12 protein-coding genes are annotated in these 18,545 nt (G+C 39.5%); 9 read left to right on the top strand and 3 right to left on the bottom strand.

Translation table 11 applies throughout. The features are described from left to right. Nucleotides 1-4 precede the first annotated feature (4 nt). The 4 genes from E4661_RS10075 (at nt 5) to E4661_RS10090 (ending at nt 8,711) form a co-directional block, all read left to right on the top strand. A complete protein-coding gene (locus E4661_RS10075; protein WP_136466909.1) occupies nt 5-1,933 on the top strand; it encodes a RagB/SusD family nutrient uptake outer membrane protein in 1,929 nt (642 codons plus the stop codon). A 35-nt stretch (nt 1,934-1,968) separates the two neighbouring features. After that, on the top strand, nt 1,969-3,246 hold the full coding sequence (locus E4661_RS10080; protein WP_168796356.1) for a DUF4959 domain-containing protein: 1,278 nt from the start codon (nt 1,969-1,971) through the stop codon (nt 3,244-3,246). A 34-nt stretch (nt 3,247-3,280) separates the two neighbouring features. Next, entirely contained in the window at nt 3,281-4,489 is a 1,209-nt protein-coding gene (locus E4661_RS10085) for a DUF4998 domain-containing protein (RefSeq protein WP_168796357.1), read from the top strand. A 223-nt stretch (nt 4,490-4,712) separates the two neighbouring features. Further along, entirely contained in the window at nt 4,713-8,711 is a 3,999-nt protein-coding gene (locus tag E4661_RS10090; RefSeq protein ID WP_168796358.1) for an FG-GAP-like repeat-containing protein, read from the top strand. A 574-nt stretch (nt 8,712-9,285) separates the two neighbouring features. Here the strand turns inward: E4661_RS10090 and E4661_RS10095 are convergent. Beyond that, complete coding sequence (locus tag E4661_RS10095) at nt 9,286-10,191, bottom strand: AraC family transcriptional regulator (RefSeq protein ID WP_240751450.1); 906 nt, start codon at nt 10,189-10,191, stop codon at nt 9,286-9,288. A 141-nt stretch (nt 10,192-10,332) separates the two neighbouring features. On the opposite strand from E4661_RS10095, the gene E4661_RS10100 reads away from it, so the two are divergent. Genes E4661_RS10100 through E4661_RS10120 form a run of 5 tightly spaced genes read left to right on the top strand, consistent with a single transcriptional unit; the run spans nt 10,333 to nt 16,223 of the window. Next, the gene (locus tag E4661_RS10100) at nt 10,333-11,346 is read left to right on the top strand and encodes a zinc-binding alcohol dehydrogenase family protein (protein WP_136466917.1); all 1,014 of its coding nucleotides are present in this window, start codon (nt 10,333-10,335) and stop codon (nt 11,344-11,346) included. Between the two features lie 15 nt (nt 11,347-11,361). Continuing rightward, nucleotides 11,362-12,402, top strand: a complete 1,041-nt coding sequence (locus E4661_RS10105; protein ID WP_136466919.1) for a sugar kinase — start codon at nt 11,362-11,364, stop codon at nt 12,400-12,402. Between the two features lie 10 nt (nt 12,403-12,412). Continuing rightward, nucleotides 12,413-13,081 (top strand): bifunctional 4-hydroxy-2-oxoglutarate aldolase/2-dehydro-3-deoxy-phosphogluconate aldolase, encoded by a 669-nt coding sequence (locus E4661_RS10110; RefSeq protein WP_136466921.1) that lies wholly within the window; start codon nt 12,413-12,415, stop codon nt 13,079-13,081. 5 nt (nt 13,082-13,086) lie between these two features. Further along, complete coding sequence (locus tag E4661_RS10115) at nt 13,087-14,739, top strand: UxaA family hydrolase (RefSeq protein WP_136466923.1); 1,653 nt, start codon at nt 13,087-13,089, stop codon at nt 14,737-14,739. Nucleotides 14,740-14,765: 26 nt separating this feature from the next. Next, the gene (locus tag E4661_RS10120) at nt 14,766-16,223 is read left to right on the top strand and encodes a tagaturonate reductase (RefSeq protein ID WP_136466926.1); all 1,458 of its coding nucleotides are present in this window, start codon (nt 14,766-14,768) and stop codon (nt 16,221-16,223) included. 29 nt (nt 16,224-16,252) lie between these two features. Here the strand turns inward: E4661_RS10120 and E4661_RS10125 are convergent, their stop codons facing one another. Both E4661_RS10125 and E4661_RS10130 read right to left on the bottom strand, forming a co-directional pair. Continuing rightward, the gene (locus tag E4661_RS10125; protein WP_136466929.1) at nt 16,253-17,569 is read right to left on the bottom strand and encodes an HTTM domain-containing protein; all 1,317 of its coding nucleotides are present in this window, start codon (nt 17,567-17,569) and stop codon (nt 16,253-16,255) included. A 1-nt stretch (nt 17,570) separates the two neighbouring features. After that, the gene (locus E4661_RS10130; protein WP_136466931.1) at nt 17,571-18,500 is read right to left on the bottom strand and encodes a bifunctional riboflavin kinase/FAD synthetase; all 930 of its coding nucleotides are present in this window, start codon (nt 18,498-18,500) and stop codon (nt 17,571-17,573) included. Nucleotides 18,501-18,545 lie beyond the last annotated feature (45 nt).

The raw sequence follows: 18,545 nt of genomic DNA on the forward strand, positions 1-18,545 counted from the left end.
ACGAATGAAAAGAATTATAATAAAATTCATAACACCTTTGGTGTTGGTTATGGGGGTCTTTTCTTGTAGTGAATACTTGGATTTGGTACCAGAGAATGTCCCTACGATTGAATCTGTTTTTGAAAATAGGAACACAGCATTAGGGTTTCGGGCCACTATATATGATTACTTGCCAGGTTTTGGCAATATGCAGTCAAATCCAGCGCAATTTTCAGGAGATGAAAGTTGGCTAAATGATGATGCCTTTGATGCTTTTGATTTGCCAAAACCTGGAGTTATAGCTAGAGGTTTGCAAACAGTGGACAATAGTGCTTATGATTTTTGGGGAAATTTATATACAGGAATCAGGGACTGCAATGTTTTCTTGGAGAATATAGATGATGTAATAGATATGCCAGAGTCTGAAAAAAGGCAATGGGCTGCTGAGGCCAAAGCACTGAAGGCCTATTACCACTTTTATCTGATGAGACTATATGGCCCAATTCCTATTGTAAGAACTAATTTGGATGTAAATACAGCACCCAATGATGTACAAGTATCAAGAAGTAGTGTGGACGACGTGACCGATTATATCGTGGAACTCATTGATGAAGCTTTACCTGACCTGGCACTACAAACAACTATAGAATTAGAATATGGTACCATTACAAGGCCCGCTGCAGCTATGATAAAAGCAAAGGCTTTAATGCTCTCGGCAAGCCCATTGTTTAATGGGAATTCCGATTATGAAGGTTTTGTTGATGCTGAAGGCAATCAACTCATAAGTACCACCTTTGATGAAAATAAATGGACCGAAGCGGCTGAAGCTTGTAAAGAAGCTATTGATTTAGCGGAGGGCTCAGGGCATAGGTTATTTGAATTCAATGAGGGGCAGATTCCGACAGCAGATATCATTTCAGATATCACAAAACTAAAACTTACCATTAGAGGAAGTGTTACGGCTCGTAATACCACAGAGGTTATTTGGGCAATTACTGGACGCCCTGTGACTGACCAAAGGCGTTCCATGGCAAAGTTGGAAGTGCCCGGTTCAACCGTATTCATAAGACGTTCGGCTATCGAAAATTTTCATGCGCCGACCTTAAGGATAGCAGAAATGTTCTATACTGAGAACGGAGTACCCATTGATGAAGACCCTAGTTTTGATTTCGCCAATAGATTCCAAACAAGAACTGCATTATCTTCTGAAGGTACTGACTACTACATTAAGGCCAATTATACTACAGCTAGGTTGAATTTTGATAGGGAACCTAGGTTTTATGCTTCACTTGGTTTTGATGGTGGTATTTGGTATGGCCATGGCGTTTATGATGATGAGGCCTTTTTGGAACTTAGGGCCAAAGGTTTTGAGTCAGGAGGGATAGAAGATGAACAAGGAACTATAAGTTATTCCGCTACAGGTTATTTCGCCAAAAAGCTGGCGCATTTTAGAACAGAGGTGCCCACAGTGTTTGGACAATTGCCAACTAGGGCTTACGCCTTTCCTTTGTTCAAGCTGTCCGATTTGTATTTGATGTATGCTGAAGCACTTAATGAATCCAAAAGCGCACCAGATGGCGAAGTGTACCAGTATATTGACATAGTAAGGGAAAGAGCCAATTTGGACGGTGTAGTGAATAGTTGGAGTGCACATTCCATTAATCCGGGCAAACCGACAACTAAAGAAGGTATGCGAGATATTATACGTCGCGAACGTAATATTGAATTGGTATTGGAAGGTCATCGTTTTTGGGATAATAGGCGTTGGAAAACGGCATTTGAGTTGATGAACACACCTATAAGAGGATGGAATATAAGAGGAACAACAACAGATTCTTATTATAATACGCAAACGCTTTTTCAGCCAGTATTTACTACAAGGGATTATTTATGGCCTTTATCTTTAGAAGTGCTTTTAAGAAACAAAAACCTAATACAAAACCCAGGGTGGTGATAAGACTTTGCTAACTTGAAGAAAAATAGATGATTATGAAAATAAAGTTTAAAAATATAATGAGCACTATAATGATACTGAGTATTGTTATAGTGGTATTTTATGCTTGCGATGAAGAAGCGGGAAGAGGGCCTATTTTTAGCGATGGCGTGCCACCAGGTCCTGTTTCGGAAGTAACGTTCGAGCCGATTTCAGGCGGTGCCATTATTAGTTATACCCTGCCAGAAGATGAGGATTTGTTGTCGGTAACTGCTGAGTATACTTTAGCTAATGGAGAACAGGCCAAGGTACAGGCCTCCTCATTCAATAATCAGTTGGTAGTGGATGGACTGCTAGATTCACTTAGTAGTCATAGAATCTTATTGCGGACTGTAGATAAAGGTAATAACCAGTCAGAACCTGTTGAAGCAGACATTACTATAAGGGAAGCTCCTATTTATAAAGCTGCGAATACAGTGAGTATGGTACCTGATTTTGGCGGTGTACGCCTATTGTGGTCCAATCCGGCCGAAGAACGCTTGACTTTAAGACTGTTTACGCCTAGAGAAATTGATGGTTCGCCTTTGGCCATACAGACCTTGGTGAAAAGTGATGCAGTCCAAGAAACCATTATTACCCGTGGTTTCTTGCCTGAACCACGGGAATTTAGAGCGGTTGTTAGTGATAAATGGGGGAATACGGCATCTCCGATAGTTACTAATTTATCGCCTATACCCGAATTTTTGGTGCCCAAAGAGGATTTTAGCAATTTAGAATTACCTCATGATTTAACAAACAATGGGCCTACTTTTCCGGGATTAAGGCTTGAAAGAATGTGGGATGGCGCTGAATATGTTGAGGGAAAGCGCGACTGGTTAAGTCCCGATACCCCTCCAGGAGCAGCGCGTGACCCTGATCCATTACCAGAGTATGCGCCACCTTTACCGGAATCGCATCTTTGGACGATAGATTTAGGACGTAAGGTCAAACTAAGCCGTTTGGTATATTTTCAGGACACCCCTTTTACTTTTGCAGCAATAAGAACCTTTGATTTGTGGGCTACAGCCGAAACACCAAATCCAGATGGAACACTTGATGGTTGGACTAAGATACTTTCACGTGCCTCCTATGAAAAGCCTTCTGGGCTGCCGCATGCAGGAGGTTTTAATAATACTCAAGAAGACTTGGATGCTGCTAGAGCGGGCCATGAATTTATAATTCCCTTAGAAGTCCCTGAGGTGAGATATGTTAGGTTTGCTGGCCTAGAAAACTGGATTGGCACTATAGTATTTACCGGACAGGAATTTTCGTTTTTTGGAAATTTTGAGCAATAAAAGAATGAGCATGAAAAGATTAACATATAAATTTATGAAATCAAACCTTTTGGCATTAGTAATAATAATGTTGGGAGCTTGTGAAACTACCGAAGAAACTTACGAACAGTTTGTTGAGGGCGGGGAGGATATTGTAGTGGGAAAGCCATTATCTATTGCAATTAATCCTGGAAACCAAAGGGCTAATTTTGTAATAGAAATCAATGCTGATCCAAAGATAGAAAAAGGATCAATTAAATGGTTGCAAGCTGATAATACATCAGTATCTGAAGAGTTTGATATTGTTAGGACCACCGGTGGTCAGGAAACCATTGAAATAGAGGTTAGCAACATAGATGAAGGAATTCGAACTTTTACCATTGCCATGTTAGATGATAATGGAAAGTCTTCATTGCCGACCGAGGTATCTGAGCGAATTTATGGTTCGGTTTATGCGGAAGAATTGATTCCCAGGTCAGTGACAAGTGTAAATACACTTCCTGATGGAACGGCAACGGTTAATTTTTCAGAAGTGATACCAGATGGTGTTATTGAAACCATTATAGAATATACAGATGTATCAGGTGTAGATCAAACTCAGGTTGTGGCCAATGATGCCAATAGCGCTACCTTAAGTTCGTACATGGGGAGTACAACTTTGAATGTTTTTTCCTTGTACAGGCCAACACAGGATGCCATAGACAGCTTTAACTCGCAAACCCGGGAGTTTGAATATCCCAGAGTCATATTAGCAGCAGATAGAACACTTTGGTCTCAGGTAAGTCTTAACAATGATATTATCCCTGTTAAGGCAATTTGGGCACAATTGGATAATATAGCTGGAACTTGGGATGGTGATCCAAATACTTATGGTGCTTATGCACCTGGTACAGATCCTGGCCCTCATTTTACCGTAAGTTTAGGGCTGGACGATCCTAAAGCATTGGAAGAGGTGTCACTAGGTCCTTGGGGAGGGCAAGCAAATGAAGCAATCATAGGCTACGAAGTTTGGGGTATAGCTGATATTACAAATGCAGATACTACTACCGATTTTGTTACGGATCCAGATGCTTGGAGAGCTGAAATGGAAAGTAATGGTTGGGTTAAACTTGTGGAGACAAATAAATCTGGAAATGAAAATCATGTAGTAAAAGTAACTGACCCAACAGAAGTGAATTTTATAAGATTTGTCGCTTTAACTAGGTCTGATGGTACTAGTGGACTTATAGGTTGGGGTGATCTAGGTATAAATATATTCTTTTGATTAATTGAATTTCAAGCTTTAAAATAGAAAGCCCTTTATAAGATAATTATATTTCTTAGAAAGGGCTTTTTTTATAGAAATAGGTCAACTCTTCTTTTAGCCCCATCCAGTATATCAATGAGTAAGGTTAATTCGAAATATAGCTATAGACCAACCTAGCTAAGAAAACACTTTTTTAGTGTAAAAAATGAAAATGGTGAGAAAGAAAATGCATAAACATATTATGGTTTGTTTATTAACCATAATTGGTTTAAATACTGTAAATGCTCAAACCTTTGAGCGTATTGAACACATTGCAGGATTTGGTCAGCTTAAGGAAAATAATGGGGTCGCCGTTGCGGATATTGATAATGACACTGATATGGACATTTTTGTGGTTGCGAATGATAAAGACGAAGATGGAAATGTCAAGACCTACAGCAAGTTGTTTCGAAATGACAATAATGGCTCCTTTACAGATATTACAGAATCTTCAGGTTTAGTGGATTTATATAAAAATGAATCTGCAATTGCTGCAAGCTTACAAGGCTTCATTGATTTTAAATATGGGGCGTTTTGGGGGGATTATAACAATGATGGGTGGCAAGACATATTTTTCACACATAAGTTTGAGGTTCAGTTATTTAAAAACCAAGGAGACAATACCTTTGTTGAAGTAACTACTGAAGCTGGGATTGAAAAAAGTACAGAATGTTTTAACACAGCAGCAACATGGACAGATTACAACAACGATGGCTTTTTAGATTTATATGTAAATGAGTGGGGGGAATGCGCCTCGGAATTTCTATATAAAAATAACGGCAATGAGACTTTCACGAGAATAAATGTCGGAAATGATAATTTGGACAAGAGCTTTAATACATTACCTTTCGATTTTAATAACGATGGTTATAAAGACTTTTATATTTCTGTAGACCTTAGCCAGCCCAATTTTTTGTATATCAACCAGCAAGATGACACCTTTACGGAAAGTGCTGCAGTTTATGGTGTTGACAGTCAATTGGATGATATGGGAATCTCTATGGCAGATTTTAATAACGATGGTGCTATGGACATGTTTATTACGGGCATCGATGAAAACGCACTATTGGAAAACCAAGGGGACAATACTTTTGTAAATGTTAATGAAAAGTATAATATCTCAGGTACAGGCTGGTCGTGGGGACCTCGATTTGCTGATTATGATTTGGATGGTGATGAAGATTTGTTTATTGCTAATGGATTTTTGTTCAGATCACCTGAAAACAATGTGTACTATAAGAATATGCTCGTCGAAGGAGGTCAGGGCTTTGTGGATTTTTCTGCAGAAACCAAACTCAACGACGCTTCAAAAAGTTTTGAAGCGATAGAATTTGATTACGACAATGATGGTGACCTAGACATTTTTGTGAGTTGTTTCAATGGACATCCTTTTTTTTATAAGAACACACTTATTGATGAAAATGACTCAAAAGATTATCAATGGATTAAAGTTGCATTGGAGGGAACGACCTCAAACAGAAATGCTTATGGCACCACGGTAAGCATAACTACGGCCAATGGAACTTTTAAAAAATACTTTAGTGGTATAGGGATGATATCACAGAGCATCGTTCCGCTACATTTTGGGTTGAACGGTGCCACGACCATCAAAGAAATCAAGATAGAATGGCCTTCTGGCTTGGTCGAAACCTATCAAGATATACCCTCAAGGATGTTGCTCAAGGCACGTGAGGGCAATGGTTACGAACTTATAGACCAAGTGCCCGCCCAAAAAATATTAGGATGTACAGACCCCAACTCATGCAATTATAACCCCTTGGCAACCCTAAACGATGATAGTTGCCAATATCTGGCACCTACCGAAATACAAGGGCCTGCAAATACCAGTTTCAACAATGAGGAACGTTACCGGTACAATGGTGGCGACCGATCGGAAATTTCATGGAGCGTTGAAGGAGGGGAAGTAATAAGTGGCGAAAATACCAACGAGATACTGGTTAGATGGGGCTTGGAGGCTGGTGGAAGCGTAACTGTCATCGAAAAGGGCGGTACTTGCCAATCGTTGCCCATTGAGTTGGAAGTAGACATAAAAATTGAGACAAATGATGACCTGTCAGCAGCCAGAATATGGAATGAGGCACTTTTGGAAGCCATTAGAAAGGATTTTGCACGTCCTACCGTCCACGCTAGGAACCTGTTCCATACGTCCATAGCCATGTTTGATACTTGGGCGATTTTTGATACTGATGCTCATCCTTATTTATTGGGAAATACCGTTAATGGCCATACAAGTGAATTTGATGGTTTTGACACGGAAAACGCTACCGATGAGGATATTAAAACTGCCATAAGTTATGCGGCCTATACATTGCTGAGCTATAGGTTCAAAGATTCACCGGGACATGAGGTCAGTCAAGAAAGGTTTGACCTGATTATGGAGGAACTTGGCTATGATACGAATTTTGATTCCACGGATTATAAAGAGGGTAATTTTGCCGCCTTGGGGAATTATATCGCTCAAACGGTTATTGCGTATGGTGCTCAAGATGGTTCAAGGGAAAGCACAGGATTTGACAATGCCCATTATGCCCCAGTAAACTCACCATTGGATCTTAACAGGAATGCCAATGCTGATATAACGATAACGGATCCAAATAGATGGCAACCATTGGCATTTAGTGTGTTTATCGATCAAAGTGGAAATGAAGTGGAGGTGACCACTCCTGAGTTTCTAAGCCCTGAATGGGGCGATGTTCATTCTTTTGCACTGACACAGGAATCTGCCATAACCCGCCAAAGGGATGGAAATAATTATACAATTTTTCATGACCCGGGAGCACCCCCTAAACTGAGTACTACGGACAGTAACGCTGAAAGTGACCTTTACAAGTGGAACTTTTCATTGGTTTCGGTTTGGAGTGCCCATTTAGACCCGAACGATGGCGTCATGTGGGACATCTCTCCCAATACCATTGGCAATATCCCCTTGGAATCGTTGCCGGAATCACTCGACCAACACAGACAATTTTATGATTTATTGGATGGTGGTGATATTGGCCAAGGGTATAGTGTTAATCCAAGAACAAACCAGCCTTATGAGACCCAAATTGTGCCTAGGGCTGATTATGCAAGGGTTTTGGCAGAGTTTTGGGCAGATGGTCCCGATTCAGAGACGCCGCCTGGACATTGGTTTACCATACTTAACTATGTGACCGATCATCCGCAATTTATCAGAAAGTTCAATAGTGAAGGGGAGGAGTTGGAGCTTTTGGAATGGGATGTGAAAAGTTACTTTGTTTTAGGGGGAGCCATGCATGATGCAGCCATAAGTGCTTGGAGTATCAAAGGCTGGTATGATTATATAAGACCTATCTCGGCAATTAGATATATGGCTAGCCTAGGGCAATCAACAGACCCTGAAGAATCCAATTACCATATTGGGGGAATCCCATTGATAGAAGGGTATATTGAAATAGTAAAAGCATCCGACCCCCTTGCTGGAAACAATGACGAACATGTTGGAAAGATAAAGCTCTATGCATGGAAAGGGCATGATTTTATTGATAACCCTGCCACTGATGCTGCTGGAGTGGGCTGGATATTGGCCGAAAACTGGTGGCCTTACCAACGACCGTCATTTGTGACCCCTCCTTTTGCAGGTTATGTGTCTGGACATTCAACCTATTCCCGGGCTGCCGCAGAGGTAATGACCTTGATTACTGGAGACGAATATTTTCCTGGAGGGATAGGGGAGTTTGTAGCGAAGAAAGACGAATTTTTAGTATTTGAGGAAGGCCCTAGTATGGATGTAATATTGCAATGGGCTACTTATCGGGATGCTTCCGATCAGTGCAGTTTGTCCAGAATATGGGGTGGAATACACCCTCCGGCAGATGACATAAATGGACGATTAATTGGAGAGCGGATTGGGCTGGAAGCATACGAAAAAGCACTTACGTATTTTAACAATTCAGTCGAGGATTCCAATGATGATCAAAAGGAAGTTACAAAAACAATATTATATCCGAACCCTGTAAGTCAAGGTGAGTTGATAACCATTCAAACAGTGGACAGCATGGATGGTGAGATTCGAGCTTTTGATTTAACAGGTCGAGAAATACCTGTTCTAGTTGAATCTGAAGAAAGTAATAAAATTAGCTTTAGATTACTTACAAGCGGTAACACCGGTTTGTACCTGGTTAAGATGGACGATAGGACTTTCAAAATAATAGGGAATTGATTATAGAGAATATAGATTTATGGACCAACGTTAGTAGGTTCTAATTTTAGTTAGTTTGAGTTTGTTAAAAGCCTGTCATAAATCATTTGATAGGCTTTTATTTTCTAGAACCAAGAAAAACAAAAAGAGATATTTCAATAGCATAAAAACTATGTTTCGTACACCTCATTATATCATTGCTTTTTGTTCAGTTATCTTTCTTAACTTCAAGACAGTGCCAACCCAGATATAAGGTTCCCTAAAAATAGGAGCGTTGAAAATTAAAGTTCAACGTTTAAATATGAAAGGAATTGCTGTGGGAATCAACAACATTTCTGGAAAGGATACAGAATTATACACTATCGAATTGATAAACAACCTTACCGTGAAATAGATTTGTTTACCAAGTATGGCAATTATCTGCACTTGCCCAGACATTTTGTGTTAGCTGAGAATTTAAAGAAAGACAAACACACGCATGGGATTGAATTATTGGATAGGAAAAACGAAAAAAGTAAAGGAACTGTTTGTCATATCAAAAACTTTTTAGTGAACGAGTAGGGCGTTGAAACATAATTTCTGATTAAACTAAAAATCACCCATTATTTTTATTGAAGTCGTTAGGGTTCATATCCCTGTCCTTGTATTGAGAGATATATTCTGTAGGAGACATGTCTACCACAGTTTTAAACTGTCTATTGAAATTAGAAATAGTATTATAGCCAGATCTATAGCAAATGTCAGCAATGTTTTGTTTTCCATCCAGAAGCATTCGGCATGCGTAACTAATGCGTACTTCGTTCAGATATCTTGAGAAGGTTTTCAAGCTGGCACGTTTAAAAAATCTGCTAAAAGCAGAAGGATTCATATTTAGCAGGTTTGCCACATCTTCGAGTTCAATATTTTCTTGAAAATTTTTTATGATAAACTCATAAGCCTTATCCAATTTTTCGTTTTGATTTTTCTTAAAATTAGTTACAAAATCCTTTGAAGAAAGTAACACATAATTTGAATGCTTGGACAACTTGTTCAAAAGTCTCAAAAACTTTATGGTGCGCTTAAAACCAACGGGCATTTTACATAGTTTCTTTATTGTCTTTGAAACATCTAATGGTGGTTCTATAAATTTTATGCCATACCTTGCCTTGTTGATTAACCCAAAAATATGATTCATCTCTTTGGACTCTATAAAATCAACGCCCAAAAATTCTTTTTTGAAATGTATTACAATGTCCTCGGCAATAAGATTTGAGTTTTCCTTGAAATAGGCATCATCATTAAGCCACATATGAGGTAGGTTTTTCCCGATAAGAACTACATCTCCGGGATTAAATTTCATTATACTGTCGCCCACAAACCGAGTTCCCGTACTCCTCATTGACAATACAAGTTCTAGCTCTGGATGATAGTGCCAAACCTTTAAGAAGTGCGATTCTTTGTGGTGGGTCACCAAAAAAGAACTTTTGTTTGGGTCCTCTCTACTTAATAATTGAAGTCTCACATATCCTACAATATCGCCAAAAAATAAGATTAAAACACGATAAATGCAAAAATAGTAGCAGTAAGCTTGTAATTTGTAATAGTGATTTTTGAATTCTTATTATATTTTTGAGCAACAACCGATTGTTTTCTCAAAACCAGTATGAAATACATAACCTGCGAAAAGCCTGGGGAGTTTAGTATAAAGGATAAAAACAAACCCTTAAATTCAAAGGGCAATGCTATACTGAAAGTTAACAAGGTAGGCATTTGTGGTACAGATCTTCATGCCTACGCAGGTAATCAAGCTTTTTTTACATATCCAAGAATTTTGGGTCATGAACTGGCAACAACCGTTATTGACATCGAAGAAAATGACAAGGGCATAAAAATAGGTGATAATGTTGTTGTAATGCCTTATCTGAGTTGTGGAAACTGTGTTGCCTGCAGAAATGGTAAAACCAATTGTTGTACAAATATTAAAGTGTTGGGAGTGCATACAGATGGCGGTATGCAAGAGCATATTTCTGTTCCCATAGATGTATTAATTCCCGCTCAAAAGCTGACAGACGATCAAATGGTAGTGGTAGAACCCTTGGCCATAGGGGCGCACGCAATTAGACGTTCAGAATTACAGACAGGGGAAACTGTGGTGGTTATTGGTTGCGGACCAATAGGTGTTGGAATCATGAAACTTGCTCAAATAGCTGGCGCAAAGGTTATTGCCATAGATGTCAACCAACAAAGATTGGATTATGCCAAAGAGAAGATAGGAATCGATTATGCCGTTTTAGGCGGAAGAGAATCGGTTGAAAAGGTAAGTCAGATTACAGACGGAGATATGGCCACCGTTGTGTTTGATGCAACGGGCCATAAGGCGGCCTTGGAATCTGGCTCAGATTATATGTCGCACGGAGGCAGGTATGTTTTGGTTGGGCTTTCAAAAGGAGAATTGGTATTCACGCATCCTGCCATACATGCGAAAGAAACAACAATTATGTGCAGTAGAAATGCCACTTTGGAAGATTTTGAGCATGTCATCTCTATTTTGGAGAAAAACTTGTTTCCGTTGGATTCCTTTATAACACATACAGTAGATTATACTGAAATGATACCGAACTTTGATTCATGGTTAAACCCAAGCAATGGGGTAATTAAAGCGACGGTTAATTTTTAAAAACGAATAAGTAAGATGAAAAAAGTAGTGACTTTTGGAGAGATTATGTTGAGGTTATCACCCCCGGGGTATCTCCGGTTCTCACAGACCAACAGTTTTGATGTAGTATATGGTGGTGGTGAATCCAACGTAGCGGTTTCCTTGGCCAATTATGGTATTCCGGTTGATTTTGTGACCCGCTTGCCCAAAAACGATTTGGGCGAATGTGCTAAAATGGAAATGCGCAAGCGTGGCATTAACACAGACAATATTGTTTACGGAGGAGACCGATTGGGAATCTATTTTCTTGAAACAGGAGCCGTAAGTCGTGGAAGCAAAGTAGTTTATGACAGGGCGCATTCCGCAATAGCGGAAATAGAACCTGGAATGATCGATTGGAAAAATGTCTTTAATAGTGCTCAGTGGTTTCACTGGACAGGGATAACTCCGGCCATCTCCCAAGGAGCTGCAGATGCTTGTCTTGAAGCCCTAAAAGTGGCAAAAGAAATGGGGATTACCGTTTCCACCGATCTGAACTACCGCAAGAAATTGTGGAAGTATGGGGGCGATAGGGAAAAGATAATGACCGAACTTACTTCGTATTGCGATGTTATTTTGGGTAACGAAGAAGATGCGGAAATGCATTTTGGTATAAAACCGAAAGATTTGGACATTACCACACAAGGACATGAGGTAAAAGCTGAAGCCTTTTTGTCGGTATGCAAACAAATGATGGAAAAATTCCCCAATGCCAAAAAGGTGATAACTACTTTAAGAGGCTCCATTTCAGCCTCACACAATACTTGGGCTGGAGTGCTATATGATGGCAAAGAAATGTACGATACCCGTCAATATCAAATCACACATATTGTAGATCGAGTAGGAGGAGGGGATTCTTTTATGGGAGGGTTGATCTATGGATTATTGACTTACCCCGAAAATGACCAAAAAGCACTGGATTTTGCTGTGGCCGCTTCATGTTTAAAGCATACTATAAAGGGCGATGCAAATCTTGTAACGGTTGAAGAAGTTGAAAAATTAATGGGAGGAGATGCCTCAGGAAGGGTCTTTAGATAAAGTAAATAAAATGGCACAATATTCAAGATTGGAGGTTGCAAACGTAATGAGGGAAACAGGGATGGTTCCATTATTTTATCATTCCGACATTAATGTTGCAAAGAAAGTACTCAAGGCATGTTACGATGGTGGGGCTAGGTTGATGGAATTTACGGCAAGAGGCGATTTTGCATTTGAAATATTCGGAGAGTTATCAAAATATGCACAAGAAGAGCTCCCGGGAATGATAATGGGTGTGGGTTCAATAACAGATGCGGCGGCAGCCTCACTTTATATGCAATTGGGAGCCAATTTTGTCGTCACTCCCGTTTTTAGAGAGGATATTGCCAAAGTTTGTAACCGAAGAAAAGTGTTGTGGTCTCCAGGTTGCGGATCATTGACCGAGATGGCACAAGCAGAGGAATATGGATGTGAAGTCGTAAAATTATTCCCCGGAGGTATTTACGGTCCTGATTTTGTCAAGGCTATAAAAGGACCCTGTCCTTGGACGAACATTATGCCTACGGGAGGCGTGTCACCAACCGAAGAAAATCTGTCTGTTTGGTTCGGCGCGGGAGTATATTGTGTGGGAATGGGATCCAAATTGATTTCAAAAGATGTTATTGCCAATGAAGATTATGCCAAGTTGAAAAACGACGTCAAAAAGGCATTGGAAATTATTTCGGCAGTCAGAAAATAAAGACTATGTTAAAAAGTTACGTCCAAATAGACCCTAAAGACAATATTATTGTCGCAATTACCAACCTTGAAAAAGGAACGATTGCCAAGATTGATCAAATATCGATTACGTTAAAAGAAAATATCAAAGGAAAACACAAGTTTGCATTGTATGACTTTAATGTTGGTGATGAAATATTCATGTATGGTGTGTTGATAGGAAAAGTAACAAAACCTATTGGTGCAGGATGTGCAATTACCACGGATAATGTGAAACATGCCTCTGCATCCTATAACCACTCAAATGGGAAGTATGTGTGGACTGCACCAGACGTTTCAAAGTTTAAAGAAAGAAGCTTTCAAGGATACCATAGAACCAATGGTAAAGTTGGGACCTCCAATTACTGGTTGGTAGTTCCCTTGACTTTTTGTGAAAATAGAAACTTGGAAGTGTTGCAAGGAGCCCTGTTGGAAAAACTTGGGTACGAAACAAAGAAGGATTTTGCGGTTGACATAGATGGGTTGATCAAAAAATACAAATCAGGAGCTTCTTCTGAAGAGTTGTATGGCACTTCACTCATAACCACTAAAGAAGAAATGTCTAAGAACCGGATATTTACAAATGTAGATGGCATCAAATTTTTGAGACATGACGGTGGTTGTGGAGGTACAAGGGAAGATGCTAAAACACTGTGTAGCCTTTTGGCAGGCTATATAGCCAATCCAAATGTAGCAGGGGCAACGGTTTTGAGTTTGGGATGTCAAAATGCGCAAATTCAAATGCTTAAAGATTCGTTGGATGCAATTGACCCAGATTTGGGCAAACCCATCTATTATATGGAGCAGCAGCAAAGTTCTAGCGAGAGACAATTTATTGAAGATGCTGTAAAACATACATTTGTAGGTTTAACAGAAGCCAATAAAATTGTGCGTAAGCCCGCCCCATTAAGCAAACTGGTCTTGGGATTGGAATGCGGTGGTTCAGATGGTTTTTCTGGAATCTCTGCAAACCCTGCTTTGGGATATGCTTCCGATTTATTGGTCGCTTTAGGAGGGAGTCCCGTATTATCAGAATTTCCAGAGCTTAATGGCGTGGAACAAAACCTCATTGACCGATGCGAAACTAAACATGATGCAAAAAAATTCTATGATATCATGCGCGCATATTCTGATGCTGCAGTCGCTGTTGGGTCGGGCTTTGAAAATAATCCATCACCTGGAAACATTAAGGACGGACTTATTACAGATGCCATGAAATCTGCAGGAGCTGCTAAAAAAGGCGGAACTTCACCTGTAACTGAGGTGTTGGACTACACGGAGCAAATAACCAAGCCTGGACTGAACCTGCTTTGCACTCCAGGTAATGATGTTGAAAGCACTACTGGCCTGGCAGGGTCAGGATGTAATATTATAGTATTTACCACAGGATTGGGGACTCCCACGGGAAACCCAATTGCACCGGTATTAAAAATGTCGAGCAATACTGAACTCTATGAAAAAATGGGCGATATAATCGACATAAATGCAGGGACGGTGATTCGAGGAGAAGATACCATTGAAAGTATGGGGGAAAAAGTTCTGGATTATATCATTCGGGTGGCAAGCGGTGAAATAGCTTCAAAAGCGGTACAGCACGGCCATAATGATTTTATCCCTTGGAAAAGAGGTGTGTCCCTTTAATGTGTTAAGTACAAATCGTGCATCTAATGAATCCGCTAAATAGAAAAACAGTATCTGCAAGCACTTATACTGAAAAGATCGTACAATTTGGCGAAGGTAATTTTTTAAGGGCCTTTGTGGATTGGATGGTGCATGAAATGAATAAAAAAGCTGATTTTGATGCTGGAGTAGTGGTAGTGCAGCCCATTGAAAAAGGTTTGGTGAAAATCTTGAATGATCAAGACGGTTTGTATACCCTGTATTTAAATGGAATCAAGAATGGAGAACCCATTAGTGAGCATCAAATTATTGATTGTATCCAAAGGGGGATTAATCCATATGAAAACTATCAAGGCTATTTAGACTTGGCAAAAAGTCCAGATGTTAGATTTGTGGTTTCAAACACGACCGAGGCTGGAATAGCCTATAATTCTGAGGATAAATTAAGCGACGTGCCGGCATTGGGTTTTCCTGCTAAACTAACTGCTCTATTGCATAAAAGGTTTGAGGTGTTTGAGGGCGCTACAGATAAAGGGTTAATCATACTTCCCTGTGAATTGATCGATCAAAACGGAATTAACCTTAAAAAAATCGTTTTACAATATGCGGAAGACTGGGGTTTAGGAGAAGAATTTATGACTTGGGTCAATGCGAACAATATTTTTTGCAACACGTTGGTAGATAGAATTGTTTCTGGATATCCAGGGGATAAAATAGATAGTATCACGGCCGAGTTGGGTTATAAAGACAATTTGGTGGTAGAAGGCGAACAGTTCCATTTATGGGTTATCCAAGGGCCGGGAAGTGTCAAGGAAGAACTACCGCTACAATCGTGTGGACTCAATGTGGTTTTTACAGACGATATAGAAGCCTATCGAACCCGAAAAGTCCGAATCTTAAATGGAGCCCATACCAGCTTAGTGTCAGTAGGCTATTTATATGGAATTGATAAGGTGAGAGAATCTCTTGAAGATGAGGTTGTCGGAGCCTTTTTAAAAGAAGTGATTTTTGATGAAATCTGTCCTACCCTTGATTTCCCTCCGCAAGAATTGGAACAGTTTGCCCAAGATATTTTAGACCGTTTTCGAAATCCTTACTTGGAGCATGAATTAATGAGCATCTCATTAAATTCAGTGCCCAAATTCAAAGCACGAGTGCTGCCATCTATATTGGAATATGTTAAACGTAAAAAAGCGCTTCCCAAAAGATTGTTGTTCTCGTTGGCCTCATTGATTGTCTTTTACAGAGGAGAAAGGAAAAATGAACCCATAAAACTTAGAGACGACCAAAAAGTACTTGATTTTTTTACAAAGAAATGGTCTCAAGTGGCAATGGGTAATCCAAGACAGATAAAGGAACTGACCTGCGAGGTGTTGTCTCAACAATATTTTTGGGGCATGGATCTTACATCCATAAATGGAGTGCAAGAATTTGTCTCTGAATATGTTCAGGAAATTGTGATCAATGGAATGAAAAACACACTGATAAAGTTTGAAACTGAATAAAAGTAGGCAGCAGGGTTCGTTAAATTGTTTTACTCCTGAATAGAAGGCCTTATCCATTCGTTATGGGAAAAATGCTTCCAAGGTACATTGGCTAAATCTACTTTGGGATCAATAAACTCATGGTATTTTCCTTGGTTTACCTTGACTTTATTGATGACAAAAACCTGAATATTCTGCCCTTTTTGTGCATATTCTTTTTTAAGACGCTGGGCGAATTGCCATGCGAAATCAGGATACGTGGCAACTTTTCGCTTCTGTTTCTTGGTCAAATAATCATTTAGGTTTACATATTCAGCCTTTTTAGTTGCAGTATCGACAACCTTGAACCGAATGTTTCCAGAACGGCTTCGAAGCATCATTCTCCAACTCAATCGATGTCCTTCCTCAGTCCAAAGTACATCATCTTTAAAAGTGTGGTGTCTAAGGGGCAAAAGAAGCTGGATGGTAAAATAAATGCTGAGCGCTGAAACAATCCATTTTGTATGTTTTGCAAGCTCTGATGAAGTCTCTATAGTTACAGTTTTGGGTTTCAAAAAAATGTTCCGAATGGTCTGGGGTGGAAAGAAAAAGACTGTGAACGCAAGTGATAAATACGGGAAAATCCCGATTTGAAAAACAATGCTGTTGAACAGATGGAAAAAAATGGAAAAACCAAATGCAATTTTTCGTGTGGGCTTCCACAATAGCGCTGGCACAATAAGCAAATCGAACACAATTCCGAACACACCCACAATTTTGTGCACCCATTTTTGTTGAAGCAAATCACCTATTAAAAAATAATCCTTTTTGGATTTCATCAATAATTCAACAATGCTAAAATCCAGCCAATCTGCATAAAGTTTTGCCACGGAAGCATATGTGTAAACAATAAATAGTTGCAAAATAATTGTCCATCGAACCCAATTGTGCATCGAATGTGAGCGATGATTCGGATTTTGCTTTGCATCCCATGAATAATCCTTTCCGGCCGGAAAAAACGCCATGATATAAGCCAGAAGCATTAAAAGGTAATAATGATTGTTATAAGACGTCTTTTGCATTAAATAAACAGCTGTCCACATGATGGCGAAAGCAAAGGCGCTGTACCGATACTTATATCCAATCGTTATTAATAAACCCAAGGTGCCCATAAGGGCAAAGTATATGTACATTCCATTATCTGGTAAGGGCTGTAGCCATTCAAACCCAATAAAGGAGAAAGTGAACTTTGGCTCTACAAGTGTCTTTCTAACCCATCCCGTAGCAATTGCTCCATAGCATTCCGCCGCAACCAACAATCCATAAAACACCCTAAAGACAATGAGTTGGGCATTGTCAATTTTCTTAAAAAGAAATGAGTTGAGCATCTTATTTTGAAATTAACAATAATGATTGTACCCTGTCCTGTTTCAATTGCTCTTGAAGTTCCTCTATAGAATCAAACTTGTGTTCATCCCGAATGCGATGAAGCAAGCTTACCTGTAGTTTTTTATCATACAAATTACCTTCAAAATCAAAAAAGTTAACCTCAATACTTTTTTCTTTGCCGGATACCGTTGGATTGAATCCGATGTTCATCATGCCAAAATATTCAGTTCCGTCAATTGTACTTTTTACCACATAGACTCCGTTTTTTGGAATGAGTTTATAATCCTCTGGTATGTGCAGGTTAGCCGTTGGAAAACCAAACTGTTTGCCCAGACCTTTTCCTCTCTTTATGGTTCCGGTAAGCATGTAAGGGTAGTTTAGGTAGCTATTGGCAGTGGTAATATCGCCATCCAATAATGCATTCCGTATTTTGGTGGAGCTTACCGACACTTCATCTATTTCTTGGGCGGGTATTTCCTCTACGTCAAAATCGAGTGTATTTCCGAATGCGATAAGATCTTGAATATTAGCATTTCGGTTTCGCCCAAATCTATGGTCATACCCGATGATGATTTTTTTGGTCTTTAAACTATTCACCAAGATATCCCGCACAAATTCCGTTGCGGAAAGCCGCGAGAAATCTTTTGTAAAGGGATGGATTATCAAATAATCTAGCCCAATGGATTCCAAAATCTGGATTTTTTCATCCAACGTATTCAGCAATTTTATATCGGTGTCTTTTTGTAAAACCATCCTAGGATGCGGAAAGAAGGTTAATACCGTAGACTTTAAGCCATTTTTTTTGGCATTATTTGTGAGGCGTTCCAATATCTTGCGGTGACCCAAGTGAACTCCATCAAATGTGCCTATTGTTACGGCCGTTTGGAATAGGTTTTTGGAAAACTGTGAGATGCCTTGGATAGTTGTCACGTAATCAAGAAAATAAAAAAGGCTATTTTTGAATTTGACTTATGC

The sequence above is a fragment of the Flagellimonas onchidii genome, from assembly GCF_004804315.1.
GTDB classification, from domain to species: Bacteria; Bacteroidota; Bacteroidia; order Flavobacteriales; family Flavobacteriaceae; genus Flagellimonas; species Flagellimonas onchidii.